The following is a 25,872-nucleotide window of genomic DNA, read 5'->3' as shown; positions in this document are numbered from 1 at the left end:
ATGACGTCGTGCATGTTGTGATGACGTCGGCGGGCATCGGCCGGATCGAGGACGGCGGCGTGGCCGTCCTCGACGCGCCGTATCCCGACCCGACCGCCGTGATCGAGGCGACCGGCTCGCTGGACGCGCTGGCCGGGGCGAAGGTCGTCCGGCGCGTCCCGCTGGACGACGCCGGACCCGGCCTCCTCGCGCCCCTGGCCCGCCCGCGCGCCCTGTGGGGCGTCGGCCTGAACTACCGCTCCAAGGCCGAGCTGACCGGACGCCCGGTCCCGGACGAACCGGTGCTCTACCTCGCCGCGTCGACGTCGGCGTGCGCGCCCGGCTCGGCGGTCCGGCTGCCGGCCGCGGAGACCGCCCAGATGGACTACGAGGCCGAGATCGCCGTCGTCATCGGCCGGACGCTCGACCGGGCCGCCGAACGCGAGGCGTGGCCCGCGGTCGCCGCCATCACCGCGGCCAACGACATGACCGCCCGCGACGTCATGAAGCGCACCGGCGCGCCCGTCCTGGCCAAGAGCTTCCCCGGCTTCACCCCGCTCGGCGCCTCGCTGCTCGGCCGCGACGCGATCGCCGACCCGGGCGCGATCGGCGTCCGCTGCCGGGTCGGCGGCGAGCTGCGCCAGGACTCCTCCAGCGCCGACATGATCTTCGCTATCCCCGAGCTGCTGGCCCGGATCTCCCGGTACGCCGTGCTGCGCCCCGGCGACGTCGTGCTGACCGGCACCCCGGCCGGGACGGGCCAGGACCGCGGCGACTTCCTGCGGCCCGGCGACGACGTCCGGGTCGAGGTCGACGGCGTCCTGCCGCTGACCGTCCAGGTCCAGGCGTGATCCCGGTGATCCCCGTGACCCCCTCCACCCGCTACCTCACACGATCGGGAGTACCTCGATGACCGAACAGAACAAGCCCGTCTACGAACGCGTGCTCACGGGCGGGACGGTCATCGACCCCGCCTCCGGGCTGAACGCGCGGACCGACGTCGCGATCAACGGCGGCGCCATCGCCGCCGTCGGCGACGGGCTGGCCGCCGACGCGGCCGAGGTCACCGACTGCACCGGCCGCTGGGTGCTGCCCGGCCTGGTCGAGGGCCACACCCACATCTTCCAGCACGTCTCCATGGTCGGCGCGCCCGCGGAGGAGGCGCACCTGCGCCGCGGCGTCGTCGCCGCCGCCGACGCCGGCACCGCCGGGGCGTCCACGTTCGCCGCGTTCCGCAAGCTCGTCGTCGACGCGACGCCGATGCGCGTCGTGAACTTCCTGAACGTGTCGGTGCTCGGCCTCATCGACTTCCGGTTCGGCGAGCTGATGAACCCGGACACGCTCGTCCCGGACGACGCCCTCGCCACCGCCGCCGAGAACCCCGATGTCGTGCGCGGCTTCAAGATCCGGCTGTCGGAGGACGTCGTCGGCGAGAACTGGCAGATGCTGCTGAAGAAGTCGCTCGACGTCGCCGAGCAGGCCGGTCTGCCGCTCATGGTGCACATCGGCGAGACGTCCGAGCCGCTGCCCATCGTGCTGGAGCACCTGCGCCCCGGCGACCTCGTCGCGCACTGCTACACGGGCAAGCCGCACGGCATCCTGGACGGCGACGAGGTGCTGCCCGCGGTGGCGGCGGCCCGGGAGCGCGGCGTGCTGTTCGACTCGGCGCACGGCAAGAGCAACCTCAGCTTCGAGGTGGCGCGCCGCGCGATCGCCAAGGGCTTCTACCCGGACGTCCTCAGCTCCGACACCAGCGCCCGCAACTGGCGGGGGCCGGTGTTCGACCTGCTGACCAGCATGTCGAAGCTGATCGCGCTGGGCGTCCCGGTGACCGAGGCCGTCGCCCGCGCCACCGTGCGTCCCGCCGAGCTGCTCGGCCTGGCCGCCGAGGGCTACGGCCGCCTGGAGGCGGGCGGCCCGGCGCACGTCACGGTGGTCGAGGAGACCGCCGAGGTCGTCCTCCCGGACGCGGCCGGCAACACGATGACCGCGCCCCGCCTGGAGCCCGTCCTCGTCCTGCACGGCGGCGAGCCCGTGGAGACCGTCCCGTGGCGCGGCCTGTGACCACTGCCTTGAGGGCCCGGCTGCGGGCGGCGCTCGCGGCCGGGAACCGGGTGCACGGGACGTTCGTCAAGCTGCCCGCGCCGGACGTCGTGGAGCTGTGCGGGCTCGCCGGATTCGACTTCGTGGTCGTCGACCTGGAGCATTCCGTGCTGACGGAGGCCGACGCGATCGGGCTCGTCCGGCACGCGGAGCGCTGCGGGCTGCCGGCGCTCGTGCGGCTCCCCGTCGTGGACGGGCCGCTGGTCTGCCGGCTGCTGGAGAACGGCGCGGCCGGGTTCCAGCTGTCGATGCTGAGCGGCCCCGCGCAGGCGTGGGCGCTCGTCCAGGCCACCCGGTTCGCGCCGGACGGCGACCGGTCGGTCAGCCTGGCGAACCGGGCCGCCGGGTTCGGGCTGCCCGGGTCCGGCGGGCTGACGGCGTTCCTGGCCGCCGAGCGGGCCGATCCGCCGCTGCTCGTCGGGCAGATCGAGACGCCCTGGTGGCGGGACGGCGGCACGTCCTGGGACGAGGTGATCGCCGACCTCGACGTGGTCTTCGTCGGCGGCACCGACCTGGCGGTGAGCCTGGGCGCGGAGCCCGGCGGCGAGGCGCTGCGCGCGGCCGTCGCCGAGATCGAGGACGCCGCCCGGCGGCACGGGATCGCGTTCGGCGGCTGGGCGCCGTCCGAGGCCGCCGCGCAGGCGGCCGGGCTGGGCTCGGCGCGCTACCTGGTGACTGGCTCTGACCTGCAGATACTGGCCGCCGGACTGGACGCGGCGGCCGGCGAGGGAGGCAATTGATGACCGAGAACGGGCGCAACGCCAAGCTCTACAACCGGGTGATCGGCTGGGCCGACATGCCGGAGACGGAGATGCGCAAGGGGGTGCGGCGCCGCGTCTACTCGACCGACGAGGTGATGCTGGCCCACCACACCCTCGACGTGGGCATGGACCTGAACCCGCACAAGCACGACGACTTCGACCAGCTCGTCTACATCGCCTCGGGGCGCTGCAACTACTACGTGGAGGGCGTCCCGCACGAGATGACGGCCGGGACGTTCCTGCTGGTTCCGAGGGGCGCCGAGCACTACATCGAGCCGCTGGAAGAGCCGTGCGTCAACATCGACATCTTCGTCCCGCCGCGCGCCGACTTCGCCGCGTCCCTGGCGTACCTGGACGAGCTGCCGTGAGCGTCCCGGCCGGGCCCCGCCCGGCCGGGCTCACCGCGTCAGCCGGCCTCGGCCGGCGGGACGCCGTTGTTGCCGAGCCGCTGCGACAGCTCCTGGGTGATCTGCAGCAGCGCCTCGGCCATCGGGGAGTCGGCCTTGCGCGGGACGTCGACGGAGGTGCCGACGATCGCCATGGTGGCGATGATGGCGTCCCCCTCGAAGACGGGCGCGGCGATGGTGTGCAGGCCGTTCTCGGACGGGGAGTTCACCGACAGCCCGTGCGCGCGGATCCAGTCGACGTCCTCGCGCAGCCCCGGGGAGCGGCGCAGCAGCTTGGCCAGCGCCGGCACCTGCTCGGGCGGGAGGTAGGCGCAGAACACCCGGCCCTGCGCGGAGGTGGCGAGGTCCAGCCGCGAGCCGACCCGGACGCTGATCCGGATCAGGTGGTCGGTGTTGTCGGCCGACCGCACGACGGTCGGGGACTCGCCGTCCCAGATGCTCAGCACGACGGTCTGCCCGGCGGTCTGGACGAGCCGGTCCATGTACGGTTCGGCGGCGGTCACGATCGGCAGCGCCGCGCGGGCGGCGGCGGCGAGCGTGAGCACCTGCGGGCCGAGCGAGTACAGCGCGGTGCGGTCGTCGTAGCGCAGCAGGTTGGCGGCTCGCAGCGCCTTCGTGTAGCGGTGCGCGGTCGCCTTGCTGGCGCCGAGCCGGGCGGTGATCTCGTTCAGGCTGAGATGCGGCCGGCTCACCGTGAACGAGTCCAGGATCAGGGCGGCTCGCTGCACCGTCTGGATGGACGGGGAACTCTCGGCGGCCGTTTCTCGTGCGGTCCTCATCGTCGTTGCCATCCGTCTCTCGCTTCTGCCTCGGCCGTCGGTCGCCTGCCGTTCGGGGCGGCGGGCCGGGGCGGAATGACACGCCATCTCATCATGAGTCCGGCGGCGTCGGCAGGCCATCCGGGAGACCCGGCGATCCCTTGCCGCGCGGGGCGTGCGCGGGCTCTGCCGTGTCGCCGACTGTACTCCGCGCCATCTCTTATTGCGAGACGCAATCATGGCAACTGGGATGGCGGTCGTCAATATCGGTGCGGATTCCGTCTCGCGACCCTTGACACGGCGATCCGGACTGGGCGACGCTGTACGCACCATGCGAGACAGTATCTCGTATGTTCGAATGAACCTGCGTGGAGGGGGTGGCGCCCGATGCCAGAGCCGAACGGCGGGGGGCTTCCGGGGCGGCTGGTCGTCGAGGACTGGGAGGCGCTGACTTTCCGCGTCAACCGGATCGCCTACCGCTCACCCGAGATCTTCCGGGCGGAACGCGACCGGATCTGGGCGCGGAGCTGGCTGTACCTCGGGCACGAGACCGAGGTCGCGGGGCCGAACGACTTCAAGACCCGGACGCTCGGCGGCCGGCCGCTCATCTTCTGCCGCGACTCCGGCGGCACGGTGCGCGCGTTCCTCAACGCCTGCCCGCACCGGGGCACGATCCTGTGCCGGGAGCGGGAGGGCTCCAGCAAGCTCTTCCAGTGCTTCTACCACGCCTGGACGTTCCGCAATAACGGCGACGTCGCGGCCATCCCGGGCAAGGAGGCGTACGAGGCCGCGGGCGAGGGCTTCCTCGACTCGATGCGGCTGCGCGCCGTCCCCCGGCTGGAGATCCACGAGGGCTTCGTGTTCGTCGCGTTCGACCCGGACGTCCCGCCGCTCCTGGAGTACCTCGGCGACGCCGCCGACTACATGACGATGATCTCCGAGCAGCACGCCGATGGCATGGAGGTACTGCCCGGCACGCAGCTCTACGGCGTGCGCGGCAACTGGAAGCTCGGCGTCGAGAACGCCATGGACGGCTACCACTTCTCGCCCACGCACAACACGTTCGTCGGCTACCTGCGGGAGACCGGCTTCGCCGTCACCGACGACGACCAGTACGCCTACAACCTCGGCAACGGGCACGGCCTGCTCGTCCTCACCGGGCACGGCGGCCGGATCAGCATGCTGTGGGAGCCGCGATTCGGCGAGGACGAGAAGGTCCGCACCGCCGAGCACCGCGCCGAGATGGACCGCCGCCTCGGCCCCGAGCGGGCCCGCTACGTCGCCGACGAGAGCCACATCCTGTTCGTCTGGCCGAACCTCCTGCTGTTCGACCTGGAGGGGCTGTCGATCCGGCAGCTCGAACCGGTCGCCGCCGACCAGACCGACGTGCGCGCCTGGCAGCTCGCGCCGCGCGGCGAGGACGCCGAGACCCGCGCGCTGCGCATGAAGACGATGGTCAGCTTCGTCGGGCCGGGCGGCCTCGCCACCCCCGACGACATCGAGGCGTACGAGGCGGTGCAGCGCGGCATCGAGGCGACGGCGGCCGAGGCGCGTCCCGAGTTCGACTTCAGCGACATGTCCCGCGGCATGGTCGACGAGGTCAAGGGCGTGCAGGGCCGGTCCATCGACGAGGGCGCGATGCGCGGCTTCTGGCGGCACTGGGTGGACGCGCTCGGCGTCGAGGACGGCCTCTCCGTCGCGGGGCCGCGCCCCGAGCGCTTCCTTGAGGGGAGGAACGTCCGATGACCGCACCGGCCACCACGGGCCTCATCGGCGGACGCGAGATCACCCGCGCCGACGTGGAGGACTTCCTCTACGCCGAGGCGGACATCCTGGACGCCTGGAAGTACGACGACTGGCTCGCCCTGTTCGAGCCCGGCGCCCGGTTCGAAGTCCCGGCGACCGACTGGACGGGCACGTCGATGCTCGCGTCCGGGTCGTTCGTCACCGACGACTACGACCTGCTGCGCGCGCGCGTCAAGCGGCTCAAGTCGCGCAAGGCGCACGCGGAGAACCCGCCGTCCCGCACCCACCGGATGATCTCAAACGTCCGGCTGCACGAGCCCGCGCCGGAGGACGGGGGCGAGCCCGGCCTGCTCCGCGTGACGGCCGCGTTCATCGTCCACCGGGCCCGCGACGGCGAGTTCGACGCCTACGTCGGGCGCTACGACCACCTGCTGGTGACCGGCGGCGACGCCCTGCGCTTCCGGCGGCGCCGCGCCGTCCTGGGCCACGAGCACCTGCCCGCGGGCAGCCGGCTGAGCTTCATCCTCTGAGGGAATACCGATGATCATTCACACCGTGGTGTTCCGGTTCCGCCCGGACGCGCCGGCCGACGCGGCCGAGGCCCTGCTGGCGGAGCTGCGCGCCTTCCCGGGCCGCTACCCGCAGATGCGGGACTTCTCGCTCGGCCCCAACGTCAGCACCCGCGACTCGACGTTCACGCACGCCTTCTCGGTGCGCTTCGACACCGCCGCCGACCTGCACGCCTACCTGCGGAGCGACTCGCACGAGCGGTTCGTCCGCGAGCGCTGGCGGCCGATCGTCGAGCAGCACCACATCGTCAGCTACGAGACCGGCGGCAGGGCGGGCCGTCCGCGCGGCCCGTACGGCATGGAGTACGCCCGCATCGAGGTGCCCGACATGGCGCGCACCATCGAGTTCCTCCAGTACCACGTGGGCCTCCAGCTCGAACAGCGCACCGACGAGTACGCCTACCTGCGCGCCGACATCGAGCACCACTCGATCGAGCTGATCAGCGCGCCGGAGCGCACCGCCGGCCACACCTCCGCCGTCGGCTACAGCGTGGAGAGCGACGAGGTCCTCGCCGACCTGCGCAAGCGCGTCGCCGACGCCGGGCACGAGATCCTGGAGCTCCAGGACAGGCAGCGGGGCTTCTGCTCGGACGGCTTCGGCGTCCGCGACCCCAACGGCCTCATCGTGGAGCTGTTCACCGGGTTCCTGGAGTACGCGGAGCCGCCGCTCGCCGAGCTGCGCCCCGTCGACCTCGTCCACCCGTTCATCGCGACGCCCAAGTACGAGGAGTCCCTCGACTTCTACACCAACGTGCTGGGCTTCCTGTCGTCGGACGAGATCATCGGCTCCACCACGTTCCTGCGCTGCGAGGACCGCTACCACCACAGCCTCGCCCTGCAGAACAACAAGGAGCACTACGTCGCGCACCTGTGCTTCGCGATGAAGAGCTTCGACCACGTCATGCGGGCCCGCGCACGCGCCCTCTACAAGGGCGAGCCGATCGCGTCCGACCTCGTCAACCACTCGGCGTCGACGTCCATCGCGTTCTACATGCACGACCCCGCCTACGGGCCCCGGTTCGAGCTGTGCGACCGGCACCGCGTCTTCACGCCGGAGGAGCACGAGACGCACCGTCCGCGCCGGATGCCGCCGGACCCCCGCAACATCGACGTGTGGCGTCCCGCGGCCGACGACTGGGGGCGCTTCTGAGCGCGCCGTTCACGGACGCGGGCGAGGAGATCGTCCGCGTCCTCCAGTTCCTGGACGGCATCCCCGCGCCGTACGGGCACGAGTCAGCCGCCGCCGTGTACCTCGCCTCCTGGTGCACGGCGCGCTGGCCGTGGATCGAGTGGACCGTCGAGCGGTACGGCGCGAACGGCGCCAACCTGTTCGCGGGCGACCCCTCGGGCGTGCTGCTGTACTCGCACCTCGACACCTCCCTCAGCGGCGACCCGGCCGAGGACCGCGCCATCACCGGCCGCTCGGGCGCCCCCGCCGTGCTGAAGGTCACGCCGTCCCAGGTCGAGGGCTTCGGGCTCGGCGTGGCGCGGGCCCCCGCCGCCGCGGCCCTGGTGGCCTTCGTGTCCGCCGCGTCGCGCGGAGCGTCCGCGCGCCTCCTGCTGGCCGGTTCGGGAACGCACCGCAGCACCCTGCACGGCTCCGGCGGGACGGCCCGCGCCACCGGCCTGGACGCCTACCTGGCCGAGGAGCCCCGGCCGCCCGCCGCCATCGTCGCCAAGTGCGGCCCGCCAACCCTCCTCTGGGAAGAACCCGGCGCCCTCTACCTGCGTGTACGCGTCCAGGGCAGGCACGGCGCCGTCCTGGCCCGCGAGTCGGCCACGCCGCACGGCGGCGTCATCGCGCATGCGGGGCCGGTCATCGAGGCCATCGAACGCTGGCGGACGGCCTACCTGGCTTCCGCCGCGGCACCCGGAACCCAGGTCGGCCCCGCCGCCGGCATCGGCTCGCTCACCGCCGGCCGTCCCGACAAACCCGACCTTCTCCCCGCCCTCCTGGAGGCCGGCGTCTACGTGGTGACCGTCCCGGGAGCGGCCCCGCACGCCATCGCCGCCGCGCTGCGGCAGGAGGTCGCACAGGCGTGCGCGGACGGACCCCTCTCCGCCTGCACGGTCGAGGTCGAACTGGACGAGGTCCACCCGGCCGCCGTGACCCCGCCCGACGCGCCGATCGTCCGAGCCGCGCGTGCAGCATGGCGGGACGAGTTCGGCGCCGACCCGCCGCCCATCACCGGCTGGACGGGCTCGACGGACGGCGTCGTGCTACGCGCCCACGGAATCGACACCGTCCGCCTTGGGCCGACGTCCGCCCCGTCCCCGGACGACCCCCGCCGCGACGTCCTGGACAGAGGGGCCCTGGAAGCCTGCACACGCCTCTACACCCGGCTGCTCACCCGCCGGTGAACCGGATGGAGCCTCCATGCGTCCAGAATCTGGGCGACAAAGGGGGCAGTCGTGCAGAAACCGGCGCGCACCATCGGCAGCTACCTGTGGGCGCTGAGCCCCCTCTACACCCTCGGCCTCGCCACACCCGTCACGATGCTCATCGCGGCGGCGCGGCTCCGCTCGCTGCGGATGTGGCTGGTATGGCCGCTCTACATCGCCCTCACCGTCCTCTGGGTCGGCACGGATCCCGATGACGAGTCCGCCATGGCGAACGTGGCCACCGCGGCGTTCATGCTCTCGATCGTCCTCGGCACGGGCCACGCGCTGGTGATCCGCAGAAGGGTCTTCGACCCGCCGGACTCCCTGGAGAACGCCGAGGCGGAGGCGCGCCGGCGCCGGGACCTGCGCGACCAGGCGGCGGAGATCGTGCGGCGCTCCCCGGAGATGGCCCTGGAGATGCGCATCGGCCGTCCCGACCTCCCGCGCCCCTACGACGACGGCGGCCTCGTCGACGTCAACCACGCCCCCGCGTCGGTGCTGACCCAGATACCGGGCATCACGCCGGAACTGGCCGCCGGCATCGTCCAGGTGCGGGCGGAGACGGGCGGCTTCGTCTCGGCCGAGGAGGTCGCGGCGATGACCGGCCTCCCGCCGGCGCTCACACCGCGGCTCGCCGAGTACGGCATCTTCCTCCGGTAGAGGGAAACGGCCGTCCGCGCCTTCCCCGGTGAGGACGCGGACGGCCGGGCACAGGAGGGGTCAGAGCCCCCAGTCCTCGTTGGGGACGACGGCGTCGGCGATGCGGAAGCGCCCGCCGGGCAGCGGCTCCTTGGCGTCGGCGCCGTTGATGACGTTCTTGCCGAAGCCCGGCACCATCGGGCGCCCGACCTCCCGGCGCAGCCACAGCCGCAGCAGGTGGCGGCGGCGCTCCGGCTCGGGGTAGTCGTCGTACGACGTGCGCGAGTGCAGCGCGGCGTAGTTCAGCAGCCACTGGACGTCGCCCGGCTGGAAGTCCATGTCCAGGGGGAGGCCGGGCTCCTGCGCGATCTCGTCGAACAGGTGCAGCAGCTCGATCCGCGCCTCGGTCAGCTGCGGCACCTCCGGGTACTCCTGCGCCGTGAAGATCATCTGGGCGCCGGCGTAGGTGCTGAAGACGCCGTCGACGTAGCTGCAGATCGGCGATCGGTAGGTGTTCGCGGGCGCGTCGGGGTCCTGCCGGCGCCAGTCCCAGTGCCACTCCTCGAACAGCAGCGGGGCGAGGTCGGGCCGGCGGCGCAGGATCTCGTTGTAGATCGTGGTGCCGCTGACCAGGCTGGACGCGCCGCCCGCGCGGGCGCCGCGCAGGCACATCAGCGCGACGACGTCGGAGCTGTCGGAGTGGAACGGCAGCCGGTCCCGGACGCGCGACGGCAGCGCCGTCGGGTCGTCCATGGTCTTGTTGGACGTGGCGATGACGTGGTCGAGGACGTCGCCGTACTGGTTCTGCGGCATCGGCGCGCCGAGGTGCAGGCCCATCAGATAGAAGATCGCGCCCGCGACGGCGTCGCCGTACTCCTCGGTGCGGAGCCCGCGGATCAGGATGAACCCCCGCCCGGCGTCCATCTGCTGAGCGCACTCCTCGATGAGCCCGGTACAGGCGTCGAGGGGGTAGTCGGCGGCGGTGACGGTGCGCAGGTCGGGGTCCTCGGCGACGAACCGGCGACCGGCGGCCTCCAGCTCGTCCCGCTCGGCGTCGGACAGGCGGTAGATCCACTCGGTGGAACCGGCCAGCTCGTCACCGCGCCAGGCGGACGGGCCGGAGATCGGGGACAGGTCGACGGTGGTGCTCATGGTGCCTCGCAACTTCGGGAGGAGAAGACGGCCGCGGACGCGGACGGGCCGCGGCCAGGGAAAGGGCTGCGGTCGTCAGGTCCTAGAAGGGCGTCTGCGGGATGCCCGCGGCGGTGCCGGGGCGCATCCCCTCACGCGGCGGGCGGACCCGCGAGGTCTCCGAGTACGGCGGCGGCGAGACCAGCCGCTTCGCCCGCAGCCGCTCGGTGCGCAGCACCGGTCCAAGCCCTGGTGAGGCGACTCGGATCATGGCGTGCTCCCGGCGGTGAGGGATCGTCCGCACACCGTAGGCCACCCCACCTGATCTCGTCAACCGAGACACCATCTCGCATTAACGAACAGCAACGCGGATCGTCGACCTGCGGCGAGTTGTTGTTATCCGGCCCTCCAAAACAACAACACGCCGCAGGTCAACGTATGGGGGGCGAGGGGGCGGTGGTGTGCGGGGCCTCGGGTCTCTAAGGTACGAGATTGTCTGTCTGTTCGGCGGCGTGGCGCAGGTTCCGGGGGTGAGTGCTGCCCGTCCGGTCGCGGCGTCCTGGTGCGTGGAGGCGTGGGTGCGGGTTCTGGCCGGTCGGTACGAGCTGGGGCGGGAACTCGGATCGGGCGGCATGGGCGCGGTCTACCGGTCGGTGGACCGCGAGCTGGACCGTCCGGTGGCCGTCAAGGTGCTGCCGGAGCAACTGGCGCGCCAGCCCGGGTTCCTGGCCCGCTTCCAGCGCGAGGCGCGGGTGGCGGCCGGTCTGTCTCATCCGCACCTGGTGGTGGTGCACGACGTCGGGCAGGAGAAGGGTGCCGAGCATGCGGTGCCCTACCTGGTGATGGAGCTCGTGCAAGGGCCGACCCTGGCCGAGGTCCTGCAAGGCGGCCCGCTCGCGCCGGAACGGGCGGCGTCAGTGGTGCTGGACGTGCTGGACGCCCTGGAACACTGCCATGCCAAGGGCGTCGTGCACCGCGACATCAAGCCCGCCAACATCATGCTGGACGAGTCCGGCTCGCGTCCCGTGGTGAAGGTGATGGACTTCGGGATCGCCCGGCTGATGTCCGAAGAGGCCACCCGGCTGACCGCCACGGGCATGCTGATCGGCACCCCCGCCTACCTGTCGCCCGAACAGGCCGACGGCAAGCCCGTCGGGCCGGCGTCGGACCTGTACTCGCTCGGCTGCGTCCTGTTCGAGCTGCTGACCGGACGGCCGCCGTTCACCGGCGGAACCCCTTCGGGGGTCCTCATGGGACATCTCCTGCGGACACCCGAGGCGCCGTCCGCGCTACGTCCCGGCCTGCCGGTCTCATGGGACCAGGTGGTCCTGAAGGCGTTGGCCAAAGACCCGAAGGAGCGCTACGCCAGCGCGGGTGACATGCGCGCCGCCCTGCTGAACGCACTGGGGCAGGCGGCACCGGCGGCCGCCGCCTGGGGCGGGATTCCCCAGCGGGCCATGATCCCCGCGCAGCGAGTCCCGGCGGACGATGGGCCGCCCCGCACCGTCCCGTCCTCGGCGGGGACGGTGTCGATGGGCCTTCCCGCGGCCTTGGCTCGCCGGTCGAGATTGCTCTCCATAGCCACGATCGACTGTGCGGTCATCGGCTACGGGCTGTACCTCAGCTCCTGGCAGCTCGGTCCAAGGTTCGTAGTAGCGTTCAACCTCTTCTACCTGGCGATGGTCGGATGCGCCGCCGCCACCCTCAACCAGCGGACCCGCCTGCCCGCGGCGGCGGCCGTCTTCGGAACGACACCCGGATGGGTGTACATGCTGCTGGAGGAGGCGCTCGACGACGGCATCGGGGTACGGCTGGGCCTGTCATTCCTGTGCGGCCTGGCCGTGAGCGTGACCGGAGGCGTGATCGCGGTCGGCGGTGGCCTGACCATGAGCCCCGTCCGGTTCACCCTGGGCCTGGTGGCTCCCCTGGCCATCGTCAGCATGCCCTTCATCGCCTTCGGCATGCCGCCCGCCCGTTTCGCCGTGATAGTCACCGCCGTCTGCGTCCTGGCCGTTGCGGTGCTGCTGCTCGCCGTGTCGTTCCGATCCCGCCGGGCGGCGGCGTCGGCGGTGGCCGGGCTCCTGTTCTTCATGCTGATCTTCGTGCTGGGCTGACTCCGCCGCCGGACACCGCACCGCTTCACGGCGGTGGACGCGTGTGTCGGGAACCGCCATCCGGTCGAGATGTTGACGGGCGAGCAAGGGGGGCAATGTCGCCTGCGGGCAGTAGAATCGAACATATGTTCACGTGGGTTCTCGACTGGTTCTCACCCGAACGGATCTATTCACTGATCGGCTTGGAGGGCGATCCGGGCCGACCGAACCCCCGGCGCCAGGCGGACGTGCCGCCGACCGCCTCGCCCGACGTCCTGTCGGCCTCCTTCGAGGCGATCAGGAGCTCCCAGGCGCGGGAGCGTCCCGTCGTCATGATCACGTGTGCTGCGGACGGCCCGCCCTCGGCCTGCGTTCCGGAGACGGGGGAGCTGCGCGTGATCGAGGATCGCTGCCTGCGCGTGGCGGTATGGCCGGACAGCCCCACCGCGCTCGACCTGGAACGCGGGGAGCCCGTCCTGCTGATCGTCACCGGTTCGCCGGACGTCCATCTCATCCGCGCCACGGCTCGCCGGCTGGTCGACGCCGCCATGGTGTGGGCCCACTACGACCTGACCATCACCTCGGCGCGGATCGCCGACCGCGGCACCGCGCCCTACCTCCCGTCCGCGCAGTTCAGCGATGACGTCGACGCCCGTGAGGAGATCTTGGAAAGCGGCAGCTCCCGCAAGCGGCCGACAAGGTCGTCCATCTAGCCGAGACCGTGTGGACCGCCGACCAGACCCCGGCGGTCCACATGGCCGCCCCAACGCTTGGCGCGCGTCCGGCCTCAGGGATCTTGGACGTGTCGGGCGACGAGTGCGGCGTGCGACAGCGGCTTCGACAGGTCCGCCACGTCTCCATTGACGGTGTAGTCGAGCAGCACGACCGTCTGCTTCGTGCTGAGTTCGCGGAGTTCGGCGACGAGCGCGGCGGCCCGGTGGTCGAGCATCCAGCGGTAGGTCGGCAGGTAGATCGACCGCCGGGCCTCCTCGTAACCGAGCAGACGGCCCTTGAACCGGTGCCCGAGCGGCGGGCCGAGACGGCGGACCGTCCGCTTGATCCCCTTCATGGTCGTCACCTCAAGCTTGGAGAAGTCCTCCCCTTCCGAGGCGAAGACCTTCAGCGCCTGCCAGACGCCCTCGACCGACTGCGACGTACGGCCCGGATGGCCGGGCACCGGAATGCCGCCGTGCGGGTAGAACGGGCTGAGCCGCACCCAGGGCTCCGGGCCCCGTGACGTCACATCGAGGATCAGGGCGTCGGGAAACTCCCGGTGCAACGTGGTGCGGCGACGGCTCGCGACAAGGAGTGGCATGCCGCGAACCTGCCACACACGTCCGACAGTCCATCTCAAAGTGAGACCGACCCGTCGCCGGTCAGCCGAGGCGGACCTGTTGTTCACAGCATCACCCCAGGGAGTAAGCGGCGAGCGGGCTGTCAGCCAGTAGAGGGCGCATGGGCGTCGTGCGGCCGGTGAATTCCGGGGGGAATCAGCCACCGGCCGCACGACGGGCCGGCCGGGAACGGCCGGTGAAGGACGCGCAGCTCTGGGGGTGCGGTGCGCGTCCTGGTTTCAGCGGTCGATCAGGGCCCAGGCGGCGTGGCCGTCCGCGCAGTCGTAATGGCCGGTGCGGTCGGCGTAGGCATCCGCCAGAATCAGTCCGCGTCCGTGCTCGGTGGGATCCGTTTCCGCGTCAGCCTGAGCGGCGATGGGGCCGTCGCCTAAGACCGTAAGGCGTGTCTGCCGACGGTTGATGCTGAGTTCGACCCTCACCCGGCCGCCGGGCGCCCCGCTGGCCGAGTGCCGCAGCGCGTTGGTGCCGTACTCGCTGACGATTAGCTCCATCGCCTCGGTTAGTTCCGCGTCGTCGGTCAGGAGCAGACGAACCCAGCGACGCAGCAGGGACACTGCATCAGGCACACCTGGGACGTCAACACGCCAGTATCGATCGGTCCCGTTCGGCGCATGCCTTCGTCCGACGGGAACATCGGCGTCGCTGTGTGCATGGGGTGCGAGCCCACTTGGGGCTACTCTCATCTGGTCTCCCTTCACGGGGATGGAGGTCGCGCGGCTGGGCCAAGGGCTCCAATCCGTAGCCCGGCCGCGCGGCTGTCTTGCGCGTCCTGCCGGTCCGCAGGACTTCGTAGTCTCTGCTCGCCAGCCAGCATCTGACCACGCTCCGAGCTGGGCGTCAATGCACTGTGCATGATCTTTTTGACTAGACGTAGCGTAATGTGTACACAGAGCTATTCATTTCCGGCACACTGGGGCCATGGCACCGGTACCCCACAGCCTGACCGCGCGCGGCCGCAGGCTGGCCCGCGAACTCAGAGCCCACCGCGAGCGCGCCGGGATGACACTCGACCAAGCGGCGGCAGCCCTGGGCTGGAACCGGTTCAAGCTCGGCCGGATCGAAGCCGGCAAGACCAAGGCCACGGCGGTGGACGTGGAACGCATCCTCGGCCTCTACGGCACCGAAGACTCCGTGCACGCCGCGCTCATCCAACTGGCACGCGACGCGGGCCGACGCGGTTGGTGGACCGCCTACTCCGGAGTGTTCACCGGCGGATACGTCAGCCTTGAAGACGAAGCGTCAGAGATCCGCACCTACCACGTACAACTCGTCCCCGGGCTCCTCCAGACCGAGGACTACGCGCGGGCCATCATCTCCGCCGGCGTCCCCGATGACCCGGACGAGGTCAACAAGCGGCTCCACGCCCGCATGGCGCGCAAGACACTGCTCAGCCGCCCGGACGCACCCACGCTCAGGGCCGTCCTAGCCGAATCAGCGCTCCGGCAACTCATCGGCGGCCCACACGTGATGCGTGACCAGCTCACCGAACTCAACCGTGCCGCCCAGCGTCCCAACGTCGACGTCCGCGCCCTTCCTTACACGGTCGGCGCCCACGCCGGAGTCGAAGGTTCGTTCGTCATCCTCGGCTACGCCGATCCCCTGGATCCCGACATCGGCTACTCCGAAGGCGTCTACGGCAACGTCTACATCGAAGGCGCCGACCACGTCGCCCGCTGCAACGCCGCGTTCGACGCCATCTGGGACGCCGCCCTCGACGAGGAGCAGAGCGCGGCTCTTATCGCCGCAATAGCCGCAGACCTGTAGATACCCTGGCCACATGCGCCCCTCCCCAGACTCCCCCGCAGCGGTCTGGCGCAAGAGTTCCAGGAGCACTGCGACAGGCAACGAGTGCGTCGAACTCACCGCCACGGCCGGGCTCATCGCCGTCCGCGACTCCGTTGACCCGGACGGACCCAGGCTGGAAATCGCGCCGTCCGCCTGGCGGATGCTCACCACTCGCATCAAGAACGGCGAACTCGCCCACTGAGGACGCATCAGACTCTCTGATGATCAGCCTGCGACCTCGGGGCCGGTCAGCCTAGGGGGCGGACTTGGAGGGTGCCTTCTTCGGTCACCCGGGTTTCGAAGGCCGGTTGGCGGGCGGTGGCGGGGCCGTGGACGACCGCGCCGTCCGCTACCCGGAACGTGCTGCCGTGCCAGGGGCAGACGACGCATACGTCCGCGTCGTCGTCGGTGATGATGCGGCCCTGGTGGAGGGGGCCGGCCAGGTGGCTGCAGCGGTCGGTGAGGACGTGGACGTCGTCGCCGGTGCGCAGGACGAACAGGTTGATGTAGCCGAGGCGGCGGGTGACCGGCCAGCCGTCGGGGAGGTCGGCGGCGCTGCACAGGTCGTGCCAGCCGAGGGGGACGAGGTGGCCGACCTTCTCGGCGTGGCTGGCGCCCGCGGCCTGCCGGAAGGCGAGGTGCCCGCCCAGGTAGGTGCCCGCGAACAGGACGGACAGGCCGGCGAACCCGAACGCGCGCCCGGCGCCGTCCCGTCCCTGGTAGCGGGCCACGAGGGACGCCGAGTACAGCATGCTGCTCGTGGCCATCCCGGCGGCGTGGACGAGGCCGACGCGCTGCTGCTCGCGGTGCAGCGACCCCCAGTCGGCGATGCCGGTGAGGACGGCCGGGACGGCGCCCGCGAGCCCGGCGGCGACCAGCGTCTGCGAGGCGCGGCGCGTCCCGGGCACGAGGTCCAGGACGGCGGCGGACAACCACATGCCGACGGGCACGTCGGTGAGCGGCGGATGGGCGGGGTGGCCGACCGGGACGCCGTGGAGTGCGTCCTTGACCGGGCCGGGGCGCAGCGTCCGCCGCACGGCCGTGGACAGCACCCGGATCGTGCGGTCCAGGCCGCTCGCCTGCTCCAGGGCCTCGGTGGCGTCCGCGAACCGTGCGGACGTCTGGGGCCGGGTCCCGCGCCGGAATATGTTCACCCGTCGGGGCATGTCCCTCCTCCGCGCTAGTGAGACGCCTGTTGCGACGATAGTCGTCCGCGTTCTCCTGCGGCCAGTCATACCCCTACCTGCGGCCGGAGGGGCTAAACCACAGGGTCAGCGCGGTGGGACGGCCAGGGTGACGGGGACGCCGTTGAAGACCGCGTTGCCGGACAGGGGGTCGATCTCCTGTTCGTCGGTGACGGCGTTGACGTTGACGCCCGCATGCTCGTGCGCGACGGCCGTGCGGGTGCCCGGACGGTCGTGGCCCCAACCGTGCGGCAGGCTGACGACGCCGGGCATGACGGTGTCGGTGGGGTCGGTGACGGCGTCGAGGGTCCCGGCGCGGGACGTGACGCGGATCGTGTCGCCGGCGGTGACGCCGAGGCGTTCGGCGTCCGCCGGGTTGAGCTGGAGCGTGCACGTGTTGGAGCCGCGCACCAGTTCGGGGACGTTGTGCAGCCAGCTGTTGTTGGAGCGCAGGTGGCGGCGTCCGATCAGGACCATCCCGCCGGCCGGGGCGTCGCGCAGGGCGGCGTGCAGGCGGTCGACGTCGGCGGCGAACGTGGACGGGCACAGCTCCACGCGTCCCGAGGTCGTGCACAGGACCTCGTCCAGGCGGGGTTTGAGGGCGCCCAGGTCGAGCCCGTGCGGGTGCTCGGTGCGCAGCCGGGTGAGGGTGAGGCCGGACGGGTCGGCGCCGAAGCCGTCGCCGTAGGGACCGAGGCGCAGCATCATGTCGAGCCGCTGCTCGGTGAGCGTGCCGCTGTCGAGCATCTTGCGCAGCTCGTCCGGTTCGCGGCCGTGCACGGGGGAGCCGGCGAGCGTGGTCGCCTTCGCCAGCGTCGAATTGATGATCATCTCGTCGAGGACGGCCGGGTCGCCGTCCGTCCCGGAGGCGATCATGGCGAGCCGGCCCAGGATGACGGCCTCGCTCGGGCGGCCCTCCGGCAGCGGGACGATCGGCGGCGAGTAGCGCGCGTAGTCGCGGACGGCGAGGCCCGTCAGCGCGATGTCGTAGTGCGGCGTCTGCACGGGGCGCGGCGGCGGCAGGATCACGTGCGCGTGCCGGGTCGTCTCGTTCAGATACGGGTCGACGCTCACCATGAACTCCAGGCCGGCGAGCGCGCGGTCGAGCCGGGCGGCGTTCGGCGCCGACAGCGCCGGGTTCCCGCCGATCGTGATCAGCGCCCTGATCCGGCCCTCGCCCTCGGTCTCGATCTCGTCCGCGAGCGTCGCGACCGGAAGCTCGCCGTTGACCTCGGGCAGGTCGCGGACGCGGCTGCGCCACCGCCCGGTGGTGAACGGCTTCCTGCGCCGGTACACGGGCGCGTGCGCGGGACGCGGGAACATCGCGCCGCCCTCCCGGTCGAGGTTCCCGGTGAGGACGTTCAGGGCGTCCACGAGCCAGCTGTTCAGCGTCCCGTACGCCTGCGTGCACGTCCCGATGCGGCCGTAGACGGCGGCGCGGTCGGCGGCGGCCAGCTCGCGGGCCGTCCGCCGGACGGCGTCCGCCGGGATGCCCGTCACGGACGCGACGCGCTCGGGGGCGAAGTCGACGGCGAGGGCGCGCAGGTCGTCCAGGCCGTTGACGCGCCCCGGCAGGCGGTCGGTGACGAGGTCCTCGGCGAACAGGGTGTGGACGAGCGCCATGAGGAAGAACGCGTCCGTCCCGGGACGGATGAACAGGTGCTCGTCGGCGAGGGCGGCCGTCCGCGTGCGGCGCGGGTCGACGACCGTGACCTTGCCGCCGCGCTTCTGGATGGCCTTGAGCCGCCCGGGGAAGTCCGGCGCCGACGCCAGGCTCCCGTTCGACTCCAGGGGGTTCGCGCCCAGCATGAGGAGGTGGCCCGTCCGGTCGAGGTCCGGCACGGGGATCGCCAGCGGATCGCCGAACATGTGCCCGCACGCGACGTGCTTCGGCATCTGGTCGGCGGTGCTGGCCGTGTAGAGGTTGCGGGTGCCGAGCGCCTTCGCGATGGCGCCCCCGTACAGCGGCCCGGCGATGGAGTGCGCGGTCGGGTTCCCGATGTAGACGGCGACGGCGTCGCGCCCGTGCCGCTCGATGACACCGGAAATGCCCTGGAGAACGGCCTCGAAAGCCTCGTCCCAGCCGCTCACGGCACCTTTGACGAGGGGCTCGGCCAGCCGGTCCGGGTCGCCGTCGAGGCTCCCCAGCGTCGCGCCTTTGGGGCAGATGAAGCCTTTGCTGAACGGGTCCTTCTCGTCGCCCCGCACGCGGGTGACCGTTCCCGCGTCGTCGAGGGTCAGTTCCAGCCCGCATAGGGCTTCGCAGAGGGGACAGGTGCGGAACGCCGTGCGGTCGCCCATCGAGACACTCCTTGTGAACGGGACCGTCTCCCCATGATGACCGGTCGGCCCCGCCCGCACCATGGCCGCCCCCCTGGGCATGGCCGTAACGCCATTTTGAGAGCTACTTTGAATGGGAGGACTTTCGGCAGCGCTAGGGAGCTGCAATGGAGCCGTGGGTCGCCTGGTTGCTGGTCGCCGCGCTGCTCGGAATCGCCGAGCTGTTCACGCTCACGCTGGCTCTCGGCATCCTCGCCGTCGCGGCACTCGCCGCCGGGCTGACCGGCGCCGTCGGCCTGCCGCTCGCCGCCCAGGGCGCCGTCTTCGCCGTCGGGGCGATCGCCGGCATCGCGTTCGTCCGCCCGCTCGCTACCCGCCACATCAGGCAGCCGCCGTCGCTGCGCTCCGGCACCGCCGCCCTGGTCGGACGCGAGGCGTACACGCTCACCGAGGTCACCCGGCGCGGCGGTCGCGCCCGCATCGGCGGCGAGGAGTGGACGGCCCGTCCCTACGACCCCGACCTCGTCATCCCGGCCGGCGCCGTCGCCGACGTCCTCGCCATCGAAGGGGCCACGGCCCTGCTCTATCCGGTCTCGGCCGAGGAGCCACCATGACCGACATCGCCATCGCCGTTCTCATCGTCGTGATCGCGGGAGTGTTCCTCCTGGCCACCGCAGTGATGCGGGCCGTCTGGATCATCCCGCAGGCCCGCGCCCGCAACGTCGAGCGCCTCGGCCGCTACCACCGCACCCTCGAACCCGGCATCAGCTTCATCGTCCCGTTCGTCGACCGGGTGAAGCCCCTCCTCGACCTGCGCGAGCAGGTGGTCTCGTTCAAGGCGCAGCCCGTCATCACCGAGGACAACGTCGTCGTCCACATCGACACCGTGCTGTTCTTCCAGGTCACCGACCCGCGCGCCGCCGACTACGAGATCGTCGACTACATCAAGGCGATCGAGCAGCTCACCGCGACGACGCTTCGCAACGTCATCGGCACCCTCGACCTCGAGGCCACCCTGACGTCCCGCGACCGGATCAACACGGCGCTGCGCGGCGTCCTGGACGACGCGTCCGGCAAATGGGGCATCCGCGTGACCCGGGTGGAGATCAAGGCGATCGAGCCGCCGCCGTCCATCAAGGACGCGATGGAGAAGCAGATGCGCGCCGAGCGGGAGAAGCGCGCCGCGATCCTGACCGCCGAGGGCGCCCGCGCCTCCGCCATCCTCACCGCCGAGGGCGAGCGCCAGTCGACGATCCTGAAGGCCGAGGGCGCCCGCCAGGCCGCCATCCTGGAGGCCGAGGGCCAGGCCGCCGCGATCGAGCAGGTCTTCACCACCATCCACGAGGCCGACCCGGACCCGAAGCTCCTCGCCTACCAGTACCTCCAGACCCTCCCGAAACTGGCCGAGGGCCAGGGCAACACCTTCTTCGTCATTCCGAGCGAAGTGACGAACGCCCTCCAAGCCGTGACCCAAGCCTTCAGCGGCGCCAAGGACGCCCCCAAGTCCGCCCCAGACAACGTCACTCGCTTCGTTGATCCTTCCGAGCCGGGGGTAGGCGCCCGACCGGACGTTCCCATCGAACTCTCCTCGAGCGAGCCCAATGGCCGAGAAGACTCCGCCGGCCGTCCCTGACCTCAGACAGACTCCAACTCTGAGAACGCCACGTTCACCTTCATGCCTTCAGGGAGCTCGGTGGCCAGCACATCGCGGTGAACGGTGGCGAGTTGGTAGCTGAGGCCCGACCAGTCGAGGCGGTACTCCTCTACGGAATGAATGGTGTCGTTGGCGTCGAGAACGACGATGAGATATACCGGGATGCGCTGGCCTGCGTACTCTGCCTTTTTGTCCTGGAAGTCACGCTGTTTGCCGTCCGAGCCTGCGATCTCCACGGCAGTGAGAACGTCCGCGCTGGTCAGCTTCGAACCGCGCTCGATGCAGTGCAGGACGCTGATGTCGGGGCGGCGCATCGTGAACCATCGCGTCTTACCCCTGGTGTGGGTGTTCGGCTCGACGTAGTGCATGTCGGTGTCCGGTAGTACGTCGATGCAGGGACCGTTGGTCGGCCGGGCCGCCTTCAACGCGTGGCAGAGGTTCATCATTATGCGCTGGTGTTCGGGGCTCGGCGATTCGCCGACGACGACGCTGCCGTCCACGACTTCAATGGCCTTGGACACGTCTTCCGGAAGGGCCTCGTAATCCTCCTCGGTGATCAGGAGCGGCCGGGCGGGTGGGGCGTCCGGCCCGTCGGGGACGTCCAGGGGGTGGTGGTGTTGGGGGGACGTGGCATGCTTGGCCGTCCGAGGGGGTCCATCGGGGCCGGACGGAGGCGGGCTATGAGCAGGCGGGGGACGGCGGCCGCGGTCGCGGCGCTGGTGGGGGTCGCGCTGACCGCGGCGGCGTGCGGCGGTTCCGGGGGCTCCGAGGCGAGGGGGGCGTCGTCGCCGTCCGCCACCGCGGGTGCGGGGGGAACGGGCGGGACGAAGCCGGCACCGCCGGTCAAGGAGCCGATCGTCCTGGCGTTCGGCGGGGACACGCACTTCGAGGGGCAGTTGCGGGCGCGGCTCGGCAATCCGTCGACGGCGCTCGGCCCGGTCGCGAAGCAGTTGCGCGCCGCGGATCTCGCCATGGTCAACCTGGAGACGGCCGTCACGACCGGGGGCACGCCGGCCCCGGGCAAGCAGTTCACCTTCCGTGCGCCGGCGACCGCGTTGAAGGCGTTGAAGGCGGCCGGGGTGGACGTCGCGTCCATGGCGAACAACCACGGCATGGACTACATGGAGGGCGGCCTGCGCGATTCCCTGGCCGCGGCAAGGAAGACGGGGTTCCCGGTCGTCGGCATCGGCAAGAACGCCGACGCCGCCTTCAAGCCGTACCGGGTCACGGTGAAGGGCAACAAGCTCGCGATCGTGGGCGCCACGCAGGTGCTGGACGACAACCTGATCCAGGCGTGGACGGCCACCGACGCCAAGGGCGGGCTCGCTTCGGCCAAGGACGTCCCGAGGATGGTCCAGGCCGTGAAGGAGGCCCGCAAGGGGTCGGACGTGGTCATCGTCCACCTGCATTGGGGCGCTGAGCTTCAGCCTTGCCCGCTGCCGCGGCAGAAGGAGCTCGCCCAGCAGCTCGTCGAGGCGGGCGCGGACATCATCGTGGGCGGGCACGCGCACATCCCGCTGGGCGGCGGCTACATGAACGACGCGTACGTCCACTACGGCATGGGCAACTTCGTGTTCTACTCCGCGAACGGGCAGACGGCGAAGTCCGGTGTGCTGTTCCTGAAGGTGCAGAACGGCAAGGTCGTCAAGGACAAGTGGAACCCGGCGCTCATCACCGGCGGCCTCCCCGTCCCGATGAAGGGCGCCGCCGCGAAGGCGGAGCTGAAGCGCTGGAACGGTCTGCGCGGCTGCACGGGGCTTTCGGCGAGCCCCGTCCGGTAGGCCCCTGGACAGTCCGGCGCAGGAGCGTAGTTTCACGGGAAACGGGCTCCTATCTACCGGACGGGGCGGGCTTATGCGGGACCAGCGGGTGAGGTCGGGCGAGATCGAGCTGGCCGTGCGGGTGCGCGGCGAGGACGGACGGCCGACGGTCGTCCTCGTGCACGGCTACCCCGACACGGGCGCGATGTGGGACGACGTGGCCGAGCGCCTCGCCGGGCGGTTCCGCGTCGTCGTCTACGACGTGCGCGGCGCCGGTGCGTCCAGCGGCCCGTCCGACCCGCTCGACTACCGGCTGGACGCGCTGGTGGGCGACCTGGAGGCCGTCCTGGACGGGGTGGGCGCCGACGAGCCCGTCCACCTGGTGGGGCACGACTGGGGGTCGGTCCAGGGCTGGGAGGCGGTCATCGGCGACCGGCTGCGCGGCCGCATCGCGTCGTTCACCTCGATCTCGGGGCCGGACCGGCGGCACCTGGCGCGGTGGGTGCGGACGGCGGTCCGGTCCGGGCCGCGGGGCGTCGCGGCGGTCGTCGGCCAGGCGCGGCGCAGCGTCTACATGCCGGTCTTCATGGCGCCCCGGGTCGGCGAGGCCGCGGCGCGCGTGCTCGCCGCCGGGTTCGGACGGGTCATGCGGCTGCGCGAGGGCGCCGAGCCCAGGCCCGGCCACCCGGCGGACACGCTGGCTGTGGACGCCCGTAACGGGCTCGGCCTGTACCGCGCCAACATGGGACGCGGCGCGGGCACGTCCGGCGACGGGCGGACGGACGTTCCCGTCCAGCTCATCATCCCGGTCAAGGACCGGTACGGCTCGCAGTCGCTCCTGCTGTCCGCGCGTGGGCCGGTGCCACGCCTGTATGTGCGCCGTGCCCCAGCGGGGCATTGGGTGGCACGTAGCCATCCCGACCTCGTGGCCCGCTGGGTCACCGAATTCGTCGACCACATTGAGGGCGGCCCAGAGACACCGGGCATCGCCCACGCGCGCGCGGCGGGAGAGCCCGGCAAGGACTTCGGCGGCGATCTCGTCGTCATCACTGGTGCGGGCAGCGGCATAGGACGCGCGACCGCTCACGCGTTCGCCGCCGCTGGGGCGCGAGTGGTCGTCGCCGATATCGACGAGGGCGCCGCCAAGCGGACCATGGACGAGATAGACGCGGCCGGAGGGGAAGCCCACATCTATGGGGTCGATGTCGCCGACGCCGAGGCGATGGAGACGTTCGCCCAGTACGTCCGCGACACCTTCGGCGTCCCCGACATCGTGGTGAACAACGCCGGTGTCGCCATCGCGGGCTCCCTGCTCGACACGTCCGAGGAGGAATGGGCGCGCATCCGCTCGATCAACCTGGACGGCATGTACCGGGGCTCGCGCCTGTTCGGACGCCAGATGGTGGACCGCGGCGAATGGGGCCACATCGTCAACATCGCGTCGATGGCGGCGTTCCTGCCCAGCCCGGAGCTGCCCGCCTACAGCGCGACCAAGGCCGCCGTCCTGCAGATGTCGGAGTGCCTCCGCCTCGACCTGGACCGCTACGGCATCGGTGTCACCGCCGTCTGTCCCGGCGCGATCGACACCCCCATCACGGGGAACACCCGCTTCGTGGGCCTGCCGCCCAGCGTGGACGCCGAACTGCGCGACCGGATGGGCCGCGCGGTCGAGCGCCGCGGGTTCCCGCCGGAGAAGGTGGCGCGGACGATCCTGCGCGCCGTCCGGCAGGACACTCCGGTGGCGCTCGTCGCCGCCGAAGCACGCTTCGGCCGCGCGCTGTCCCGTGTGTCGCCCACCGCCAACAGGGCGCTCGCCCGTCTCGGACGCCGTGCGGGCGACCGCATCAGGGCCGATGTCGAACGGCTGGTCTAGCCGCCTGTCGGGCAATGGCCGGACACCGGGAGAACAGCGGGCGGCCGGTGGCCGCCGTGCGGGATCACACCGGGAAGACGCCGAGGGCGAGCCGGTCGAAAGGCCCCTCCCCATGCGCGGGCCGCCCGTCCGGGGTCGCGTAAACGATGACGCGCGCCGGGCGCTTTCGCTGCTCGCGGGCCCGTAACGCCAATTGCTGGACGATTTCGGCGAGATGCGCACCGCAGGAATGCCGCGCGCGCTCCACGAGGGCGGCCGCCTCCAGCCGTACATGGAAACACGACAGGCGACCGCAGTGGGGCATCGAGCAGCATTGTTCGCCTGGGTGGGGAGAGTTGTGCATCAACGGCGCTTCCGGGGTCGCTGGTTCAGGCGGAAAACGGTCGGCCGTATCCATCATGGCCCACGCCGCACTGCGGTTCAACGCGTGCGAGATGGTCCATCGCGCCTCCGAGTTGGCGCCCAAATAACACAAGATGTGCATTTATCCGAATAGAATGCCGTGCGACTGGGGCCGGGCGACGTACAGTGGCGGGCATGGTCACATGGGACGACACGCGGAGCATCGAGCCGGGGACGACCGAAGGGGAGCGCCGGGGAGACCGCGCCACGAGGCGCCCGTCCACCGAGGACCTCGACTCATGAGGATCCGCGTCCTCACCTTCAACGCGCTGTTCCGCGGCCGCACCCGGGCCCGCATCGACGTGCTGGCGCGGCTCCTGGAGGAATCGGACTACGACGTGGTCTGCCTGCAGGAGGTGATTTCACCTTTCATCCTGGCGCGCCTCCGCCGAGTAACGACCTCCTATCCCCATGTGGCGCGGGCGTGGACGTTTCCGCTCGTCCGCGGCGGCCTGGTCACCCTTTCCCGCCTGCCCATTACGCGCACCCACTACGAGCCATTCAGGCCCGCCCGGCCGGCTCGGCCCGAATGGCTGCTGAACAAGGGCGCCCTGTTCACCCGCGTGAAACTGCCCGGCGGATATCTGACGCTGGTCAACACCCATCTCTCCGCGAACATGGACATGGACTGGTCCCCGTCCAACGCCTACACGAAGGTGGAGCGGGCCGAGCTTGACCGGCTCGCGGACGCCGTCACCAGGATCGATCCGGCCGAGCCCCTGGTGGCCATGGGCGACTTCAACGTCCCCCGCGACTCGTCCTACTTCAAGGCGTTCGCGTCCGCCGCCGGCCTCCAGGACGCCATGGCCGGCAACACGGAACCGACCTACCGCCCCGACTACGCCGACATCGGGGCGATAGACCAGTTCCTCCACAGACCGGGCCTGAAGGCGGAGACCCGCGTGGTCTTCAAGGACGAGGTCCGCCTTCCCGGCGGCGACCTCGCGCCCCTCTCCGACCACTACGCGATAGCGGCCACCCTCACCGTCTGACCCCCACCGGGCCAGGCGG

27 protein-coding genes are annotated in these 25,872 nt (G+C 71.3%); 18 read left to right on the top strand and 9 right to left on the bottom strand.

What is annotated here, in order from left to right:
* The first annotated feature begins 8 nt into the window (after positions 1-8).
* The 4 genes from SM611_RS21875 to SM611_RS21860 are packed head-to-tail and all read left to right on the top strand — an operon-like array spanning position 9 to position 3,211.
* Positions 9-830: a fumarylacetoacetate hydrolase family protein gene (locus SM611_RS21875; RefSeq protein ID WP_371951732.1), complete on the top strand. Its 822-nt coding sequence runs from the start codon at positions 9-11 to the stop codon at positions 828-830.
* A 58-nt stretch (positions 831-888) separates the two neighbouring features.
* Entirely contained in the window at positions 889-2,043 is a 1,155-nt protein-coding gene (locus SM611_RS21870) for an amidohydrolase family protein (RefSeq protein WP_371951731.1), read from the top strand.
* Positions 2,040-2,822 carry an HpcH/HpaI aldolase family protein gene (locus SM611_RS21865; RefSeq protein ID WP_371951730.1) on the top strand — a complete coding sequence of 261 codons (783 nt, stop codon included), beginning with the start codon at positions 2,040-2,042 and terminating at the stop codon, positions 2,820-2,822. The genes SM611_RS21870 and SM611_RS21865 overlap by 4 nt, the downstream gene beginning before the upstream one ends.
* Complete coding sequence (locus SM611_RS21860) at positions 2,822-3,211, top strand: cupin domain-containing protein (RefSeq protein WP_371951729.1); 390 nt, start codon at positions 2,822-2,824, stop codon at positions 3,209-3,211. The genes SM611_RS21865 and SM611_RS21860 overlap by 1 nt, the downstream gene beginning before the upstream one ends.
* Positions 3,212-3,249: 38 nt before the next feature.
* Here the strand turns inward: SM611_RS21860 and SM611_RS21855 are convergent, their stop codons facing one another.
* Positions 3,250-4,029, bottom strand: a complete 780-nt coding sequence (locus SM611_RS21855) for an IclR family transcriptional regulator (RefSeq protein ID WP_371951728.1) — start codon at positions 4,027-4,029, stop codon at positions 3,250-3,252.
* Between the two features lie 366 nt (positions 4,030-4,395).
* Here SM611_RS21855 and SM611_RS21850 point away from each other — a divergent pair, with 366 nt between their 5' ends.
* Genes SM611_RS21850 through SM611_RS21830 form a run of 5 tightly spaced genes read left to right on the top strand, consistent with a single transcriptional unit; the run spans position 4,396 to position 9,365 of the window.
* Positions 4,396-5,754, top strand: a complete 1,359-nt coding sequence (locus SM611_RS21850) for an aromatic ring-hydroxylating oxygenase subunit alpha (RefSeq protein ID WP_371951727.1) — start codon at positions 4,396-4,398, stop codon at positions 5,752-5,754.
* On the top strand, positions 5,751-6,284 hold the full coding sequence (locus tag SM611_RS21845) for an aromatic-ring-hydroxylating dioxygenase subunit beta (protein ID WP_371951726.1): 534 nt from the start codon (positions 5,751-5,753) through the stop codon (positions 6,282-6,284). The genes SM611_RS21850 and SM611_RS21845 overlap by 4 nt, the downstream gene beginning before the upstream one ends.
* A gap of 10 nt (positions 6,285-6,294) precedes the next feature.
* Positions 6,295-7,473, top strand: coding sequence for a Dabb family protein (locus SM611_RS21840; protein ID WP_371951725.1), 1,179 nt, complete (start codon positions 6,295-6,297; stop codon positions 7,471-7,473).
* On the top strand, positions 7,437-8,684 hold the full coding sequence (locus SM611_RS21835) for a M20/M25/M40 family metallo-hydrolase (protein ID WP_371951724.1): 1,248 nt from the start codon (positions 7,437-7,439) through the stop codon (positions 8,682-8,684). The genes SM611_RS21840 and SM611_RS21835 overlap by 37 nt, the downstream gene beginning before the upstream one ends.
* A 51-nt stretch (positions 8,685-8,735) precedes the next feature.
* Positions 8,736-9,365: a ComEA family DNA-binding protein gene (locus SM611_RS21830; protein WP_371951723.1), complete on the top strand. Its 630-nt coding sequence runs from the start codon at positions 8,736-8,738 to the stop codon at positions 9,363-9,365.
* Between the two features lie 60 nt (positions 9,366-9,425).
* On the opposite strand, the gene SM611_RS21825 is transcribed toward SM611_RS21830, so the two are convergent.
* Complete coding sequence (locus tag SM611_RS21825; RefSeq protein WP_371951722.1) at positions 9,426-10,496, bottom strand: TauD/TfdA family dioxygenase; 1,071 nt, start codon at positions 10,494-10,496, stop codon at positions 9,426-9,428.
* Between the two features lie 82 nt (positions 10,497-10,578).
* Positions 10,579-10,746, bottom strand: coding sequence for a hypothetical protein (locus SM611_RS21820; RefSeq protein ID WP_371951721.1), 168 nt, complete (start codon positions 10,744-10,746; stop codon positions 10,579-10,581).
* A gap of 259 nt (positions 10,747-11,005) precedes the next feature.
* Between SM611_RS21820 and SM611_RS21815 the strand changes: the two genes are divergently transcribed.
* On the top strand, positions 11,006-12,589 hold the full coding sequence (locus SM611_RS21815) for a protein kinase domain-containing protein (protein WP_371951720.1): 1,584 nt from the start codon (positions 11,006-11,008) through the stop codon (positions 12,587-12,589).
* Between the two features lie 125 nt (positions 12,590-12,714).
* Positions 12,715-13,281 (top strand): hypothetical protein, encoded by a 567-nt coding sequence (locus SM611_RS21810; RefSeq protein WP_371951719.1) that lies wholly within the window; start codon positions 12,715-12,717, stop codon positions 13,279-13,281.
* Positions 13,282-13,355: 74 nt separating this feature from the next.
* Here the strand turns inward: SM611_RS21810 and SM611_RS21805 are convergent, their stop codons facing one another.
* Positions 13,356-13,883, bottom strand: a complete 528-nt coding sequence (locus tag SM611_RS21805) for a DUF6939 family protein (protein WP_371951718.1) — start codon at positions 13,881-13,883, stop codon at positions 13,356-13,358.
* 258 nt (positions 13,884-14,141) lie between these two features.
* On the bottom strand, positions 14,142-14,477 hold the full coding sequence (locus tag SM611_RS21800; protein WP_371951717.1) for an ATP-binding protein: 336 nt from the start codon (positions 14,475-14,477) through the stop codon (positions 14,142-14,144).
* Positions 14,478-14,841: 364 nt separating this feature from the next.
* Here SM611_RS21800 and SM611_RS21795 point away from each other — a divergent pair, with 364 nt between their 5' ends.
* Both SM611_RS21795 and SM611_RS21790 read left to right on the top strand, forming a co-directional pair.
* Positions 14,842-15,687, top strand: coding sequence for a helix-turn-helix domain-containing protein (locus SM611_RS21795; RefSeq protein ID WP_371951716.1), 846 nt, complete (start codon positions 14,842-14,844; stop codon positions 15,685-15,687).
* 13 nt (positions 15,688-15,700) lie between these two features.
* Positions 15,701-15,910, top strand: coding sequence for a DUF397 domain-containing protein (locus SM611_RS21790; protein ID WP_371951715.1), 210 nt, complete (start codon positions 15,701-15,703; stop codon positions 15,908-15,910).
* A gap of 46 nt (positions 15,911-15,956) precedes the next feature.
* On the opposite strand, the gene SM611_RS21785 is transcribed toward SM611_RS21790, so the two are convergent.
* Positions 15,957-16,874 carry a Rieske (2Fe-2S) protein gene (locus SM611_RS21785; RefSeq protein ID WP_371951714.1) on the bottom strand — a complete coding sequence of 306 codons (918 nt, stop codon included), beginning with the start codon at positions 16,872-16,874 and terminating at the stop codon, positions 15,957-15,959.
* Between the two features lie 105 nt (positions 16,875-16,979).
* Positions 16,980-19,193 carry a molybdopterin dinucleotide binding domain-containing protein gene (locus SM611_RS21780; RefSeq protein WP_371951713.1) on the bottom strand — a complete coding sequence of 738 codons (2,214 nt, stop codon included), beginning with the start codon at positions 19,191-19,193 and terminating at the stop codon, positions 16,980-16,982.
* 146 nt (positions 19,194-19,339) lie between these two features.
* On the opposite strand from SM611_RS21780, the gene SM611_RS21775 reads away from it, so the two are divergent.
* Both SM611_RS21775 and SM611_RS21770 read left to right on the top strand, forming a co-directional pair.
* Positions 19,340-19,786, top strand: coding sequence for an NfeD family protein (locus tag SM611_RS21775; protein ID WP_371951712.1), 447 nt, complete (start codon positions 19,340-19,342; stop codon positions 19,784-19,786).
* Positions 19,783-20,805, top strand: a complete 1,023-nt coding sequence (locus tag SM611_RS21770) for an SPFH domain-containing protein (protein ID WP_371951711.1) — start codon at positions 19,783-19,785, stop codon at positions 20,803-20,805. The genes SM611_RS21775 and SM611_RS21770 overlap by 4 nt, the downstream gene beginning before the upstream one ends.
* 2 nt (positions 20,806-20,807) lie before the next feature.
* On the opposite strand, the gene SM611_RS21765 is transcribed toward SM611_RS21770, so the two are convergent.
* A complete protein-coding gene (locus tag SM611_RS21765) occupies positions 20,808-21,383 on the bottom strand; it encodes a Uma2 family endonuclease (RefSeq protein WP_371951840.1) in 576 nt (191 codons plus the stop codon).
* 123 nt (positions 21,384-21,506) lie between these two features.
* Here SM611_RS21765 and SM611_RS21760 point away from each other — a divergent pair, with 123 nt between their 5' ends.
* Positions 21,507-22,607, top strand: coding sequence for a CapA family protein (locus tag SM611_RS21760; protein ID WP_371951710.1), 1,101 nt, complete (start codon positions 21,507-21,509; stop codon positions 22,605-22,607).
* Between the two features lie 73 nt (positions 22,608-22,680).
* Positions 22,681-24,459, top strand: coding sequence for an SDR family oxidoreductase (locus SM611_RS21755; protein WP_371951709.1), 1,779 nt, complete (start codon positions 22,681-22,683; stop codon positions 24,457-24,459).
* A 64-nt stretch (positions 24,460-24,523) separates the two neighbouring features.
* Here SM611_RS21755 and SM611_RS21750 read toward each other — a convergent pair whose 3' ends face one another.
* The gene (locus SM611_RS21750; protein ID WP_371951708.1) at positions 24,524-24,925 is read right to left on the bottom strand and encodes a hypothetical protein; all 402 of its coding nucleotides are present in this window, start codon (positions 24,923-24,925) and stop codon (positions 24,524-24,526) included.
* Between the two features lie 175 nt (positions 24,926-25,100).
* Between SM611_RS21750 and SM611_RS21745 the strand changes: the two genes are divergently transcribed.
* On the top strand, positions 25,101-25,853 hold the full coding sequence (locus SM611_RS21745) for an endonuclease/exonuclease/phosphatase family protein (RefSeq protein ID WP_371951707.1): 753 nt from the start codon (positions 25,101-25,103) through the stop codon (positions 25,851-25,853).
* Positions 25,854-25,872: the final 19 nt, after the last annotated feature.

The sequence above is a fragment of the Actinomadura monticuli genome (assembly GCF_041463655.1).
In the GTDB taxonomy this organism is placed as follows: Bacteria; Actinomycetota; Actinomycetes; order Streptosporangiales; family Streptosporangiaceae; genus Spirillospora; species Spirillospora monticuli.
The sequence above is the reverse complement of the archived record's forward strand: the minus strand, read 5'-3'. Positions and strand labels throughout refer to the sequence as shown.

Coding starts and splice junctions, on each gene's coding strand:
- SM611_RS21745 (WP_371951707.1), top strand. CDS start 25,101: ATGAGGATCCGCGTCCTCACCTTCAACGCGCTGTTCCGCGGCCGCACC.
- SM611_RS21840 (WP_371951725.1), top strand. CDS start 6,295: ATGATCATTCACACCGTGGTGTTCCGGTTCCGCCCGGACGCGCCGGCC.
- SM611_RS21805 (WP_371951718.1), bottom strand. CDS start 13,883: ATGCCACTCCTTGTCGCGAGCCGTCGCCGCACCACGTTGCACCGGGAG.
- SM611_RS21845 (WP_371951726.1), top strand. CDS start 5,751: ATGACCGCACCGGCCACCACGGGCCTCATCGGCGGACGCGAGATCACC.
- SM611_RS21755 (WP_371951709.1), top strand. CDS start 22,681: ATGCGGGACCAGCGGGTGAGGTCGGGCGAGATCGAGCTGGCCGTGCGG.
- SM611_RS21855 (WP_371951728.1), bottom strand. CDS start 4,029: ATGAGGACCGCACGAGAAACGGCCGCCGAGAGTTCCCCGTCCATCCAG.
- SM611_RS21775 (WP_371951712.1), top strand. CDS start 19,340: ATGGAGCCGTGGGTCGCCTGGTTGCTGGTCGCCGCGCTGCTCGGAATC.
- SM611_RS21825 (WP_371951722.1), bottom strand. CDS start 10,496: ATGAGCACCACCGTCGACCTGTCCCCGATCTCCGGCCCGTCCGCCTGG.
- SM611_RS21870 (WP_371951731.1), top strand. CDS start 889: ATGACCGAACAGAACAAGCCCGTCTACGAACGCGTGCTCACGGGCGGG.
- SM611_RS21810 (WP_371951719.1), top strand. CDS start 12,715: ATGTTCACGTGGGTTCTCGACTGGTTCTCACCCGAACGGATCTATTCA.
- SM611_RS21770 (WP_371951711.1), top strand. CDS start 19,783: ATGACCGACATCGCCATCGCCGTTCTCATCGTCGTGATCGCGGGAGTG.
- SM611_RS21790 (WP_371951715.1), top strand. CDS start 15,701: ATGCGCCCCTCCCCAGACTCCCCCGCAGCGGTCTGGCGCAAGAGTTCC.
- SM611_RS21780 (WP_371951713.1), bottom strand. CDS start 19,193: ATGGGCGACCGCACGGCGTTCCGCACCTGTCCCCTCTGCGAAGCCCTA.
- SM611_RS21850 (WP_371951727.1), top strand. CDS start 4,396: ATGCCAGAGCCGAACGGCGGGGGGCTTCCGGGGCGGCTGGTCGTCGAG.
- SM611_RS21795 (WP_371951716.1), top strand. CDS start 14,842: ATGGCACCGGTACCCCACAGCCTGACCGCGCGCGGCCGCAGGCTGGCC.
- SM611_RS21760 (WP_371951710.1), top strand. CDS start 21,507: ATGAGCAGGCGGGGGACGGCGGCCGCGGTCGCGGCGCTGGTGGGGGTC.
- SM611_RS21860 (WP_371951729.1), top strand. CDS start 2,822: ATGACCGAGAACGGGCGCAACGCCAAGCTCTACAACCGGGTGATCGGC.
- SM611_RS21820 (WP_371951721.1), bottom strand. CDS start 10,746: ATGATCCGAGTCGCCTCACCAGGGCTTGGACCGGTGCTGCGCACCGAG.
- SM611_RS21785 (WP_371951714.1), bottom strand. CDS start 16,874: ATGCCCCGACGGGTGAACATATTCCGGCGCGGGACCCGGCCCCAGACG.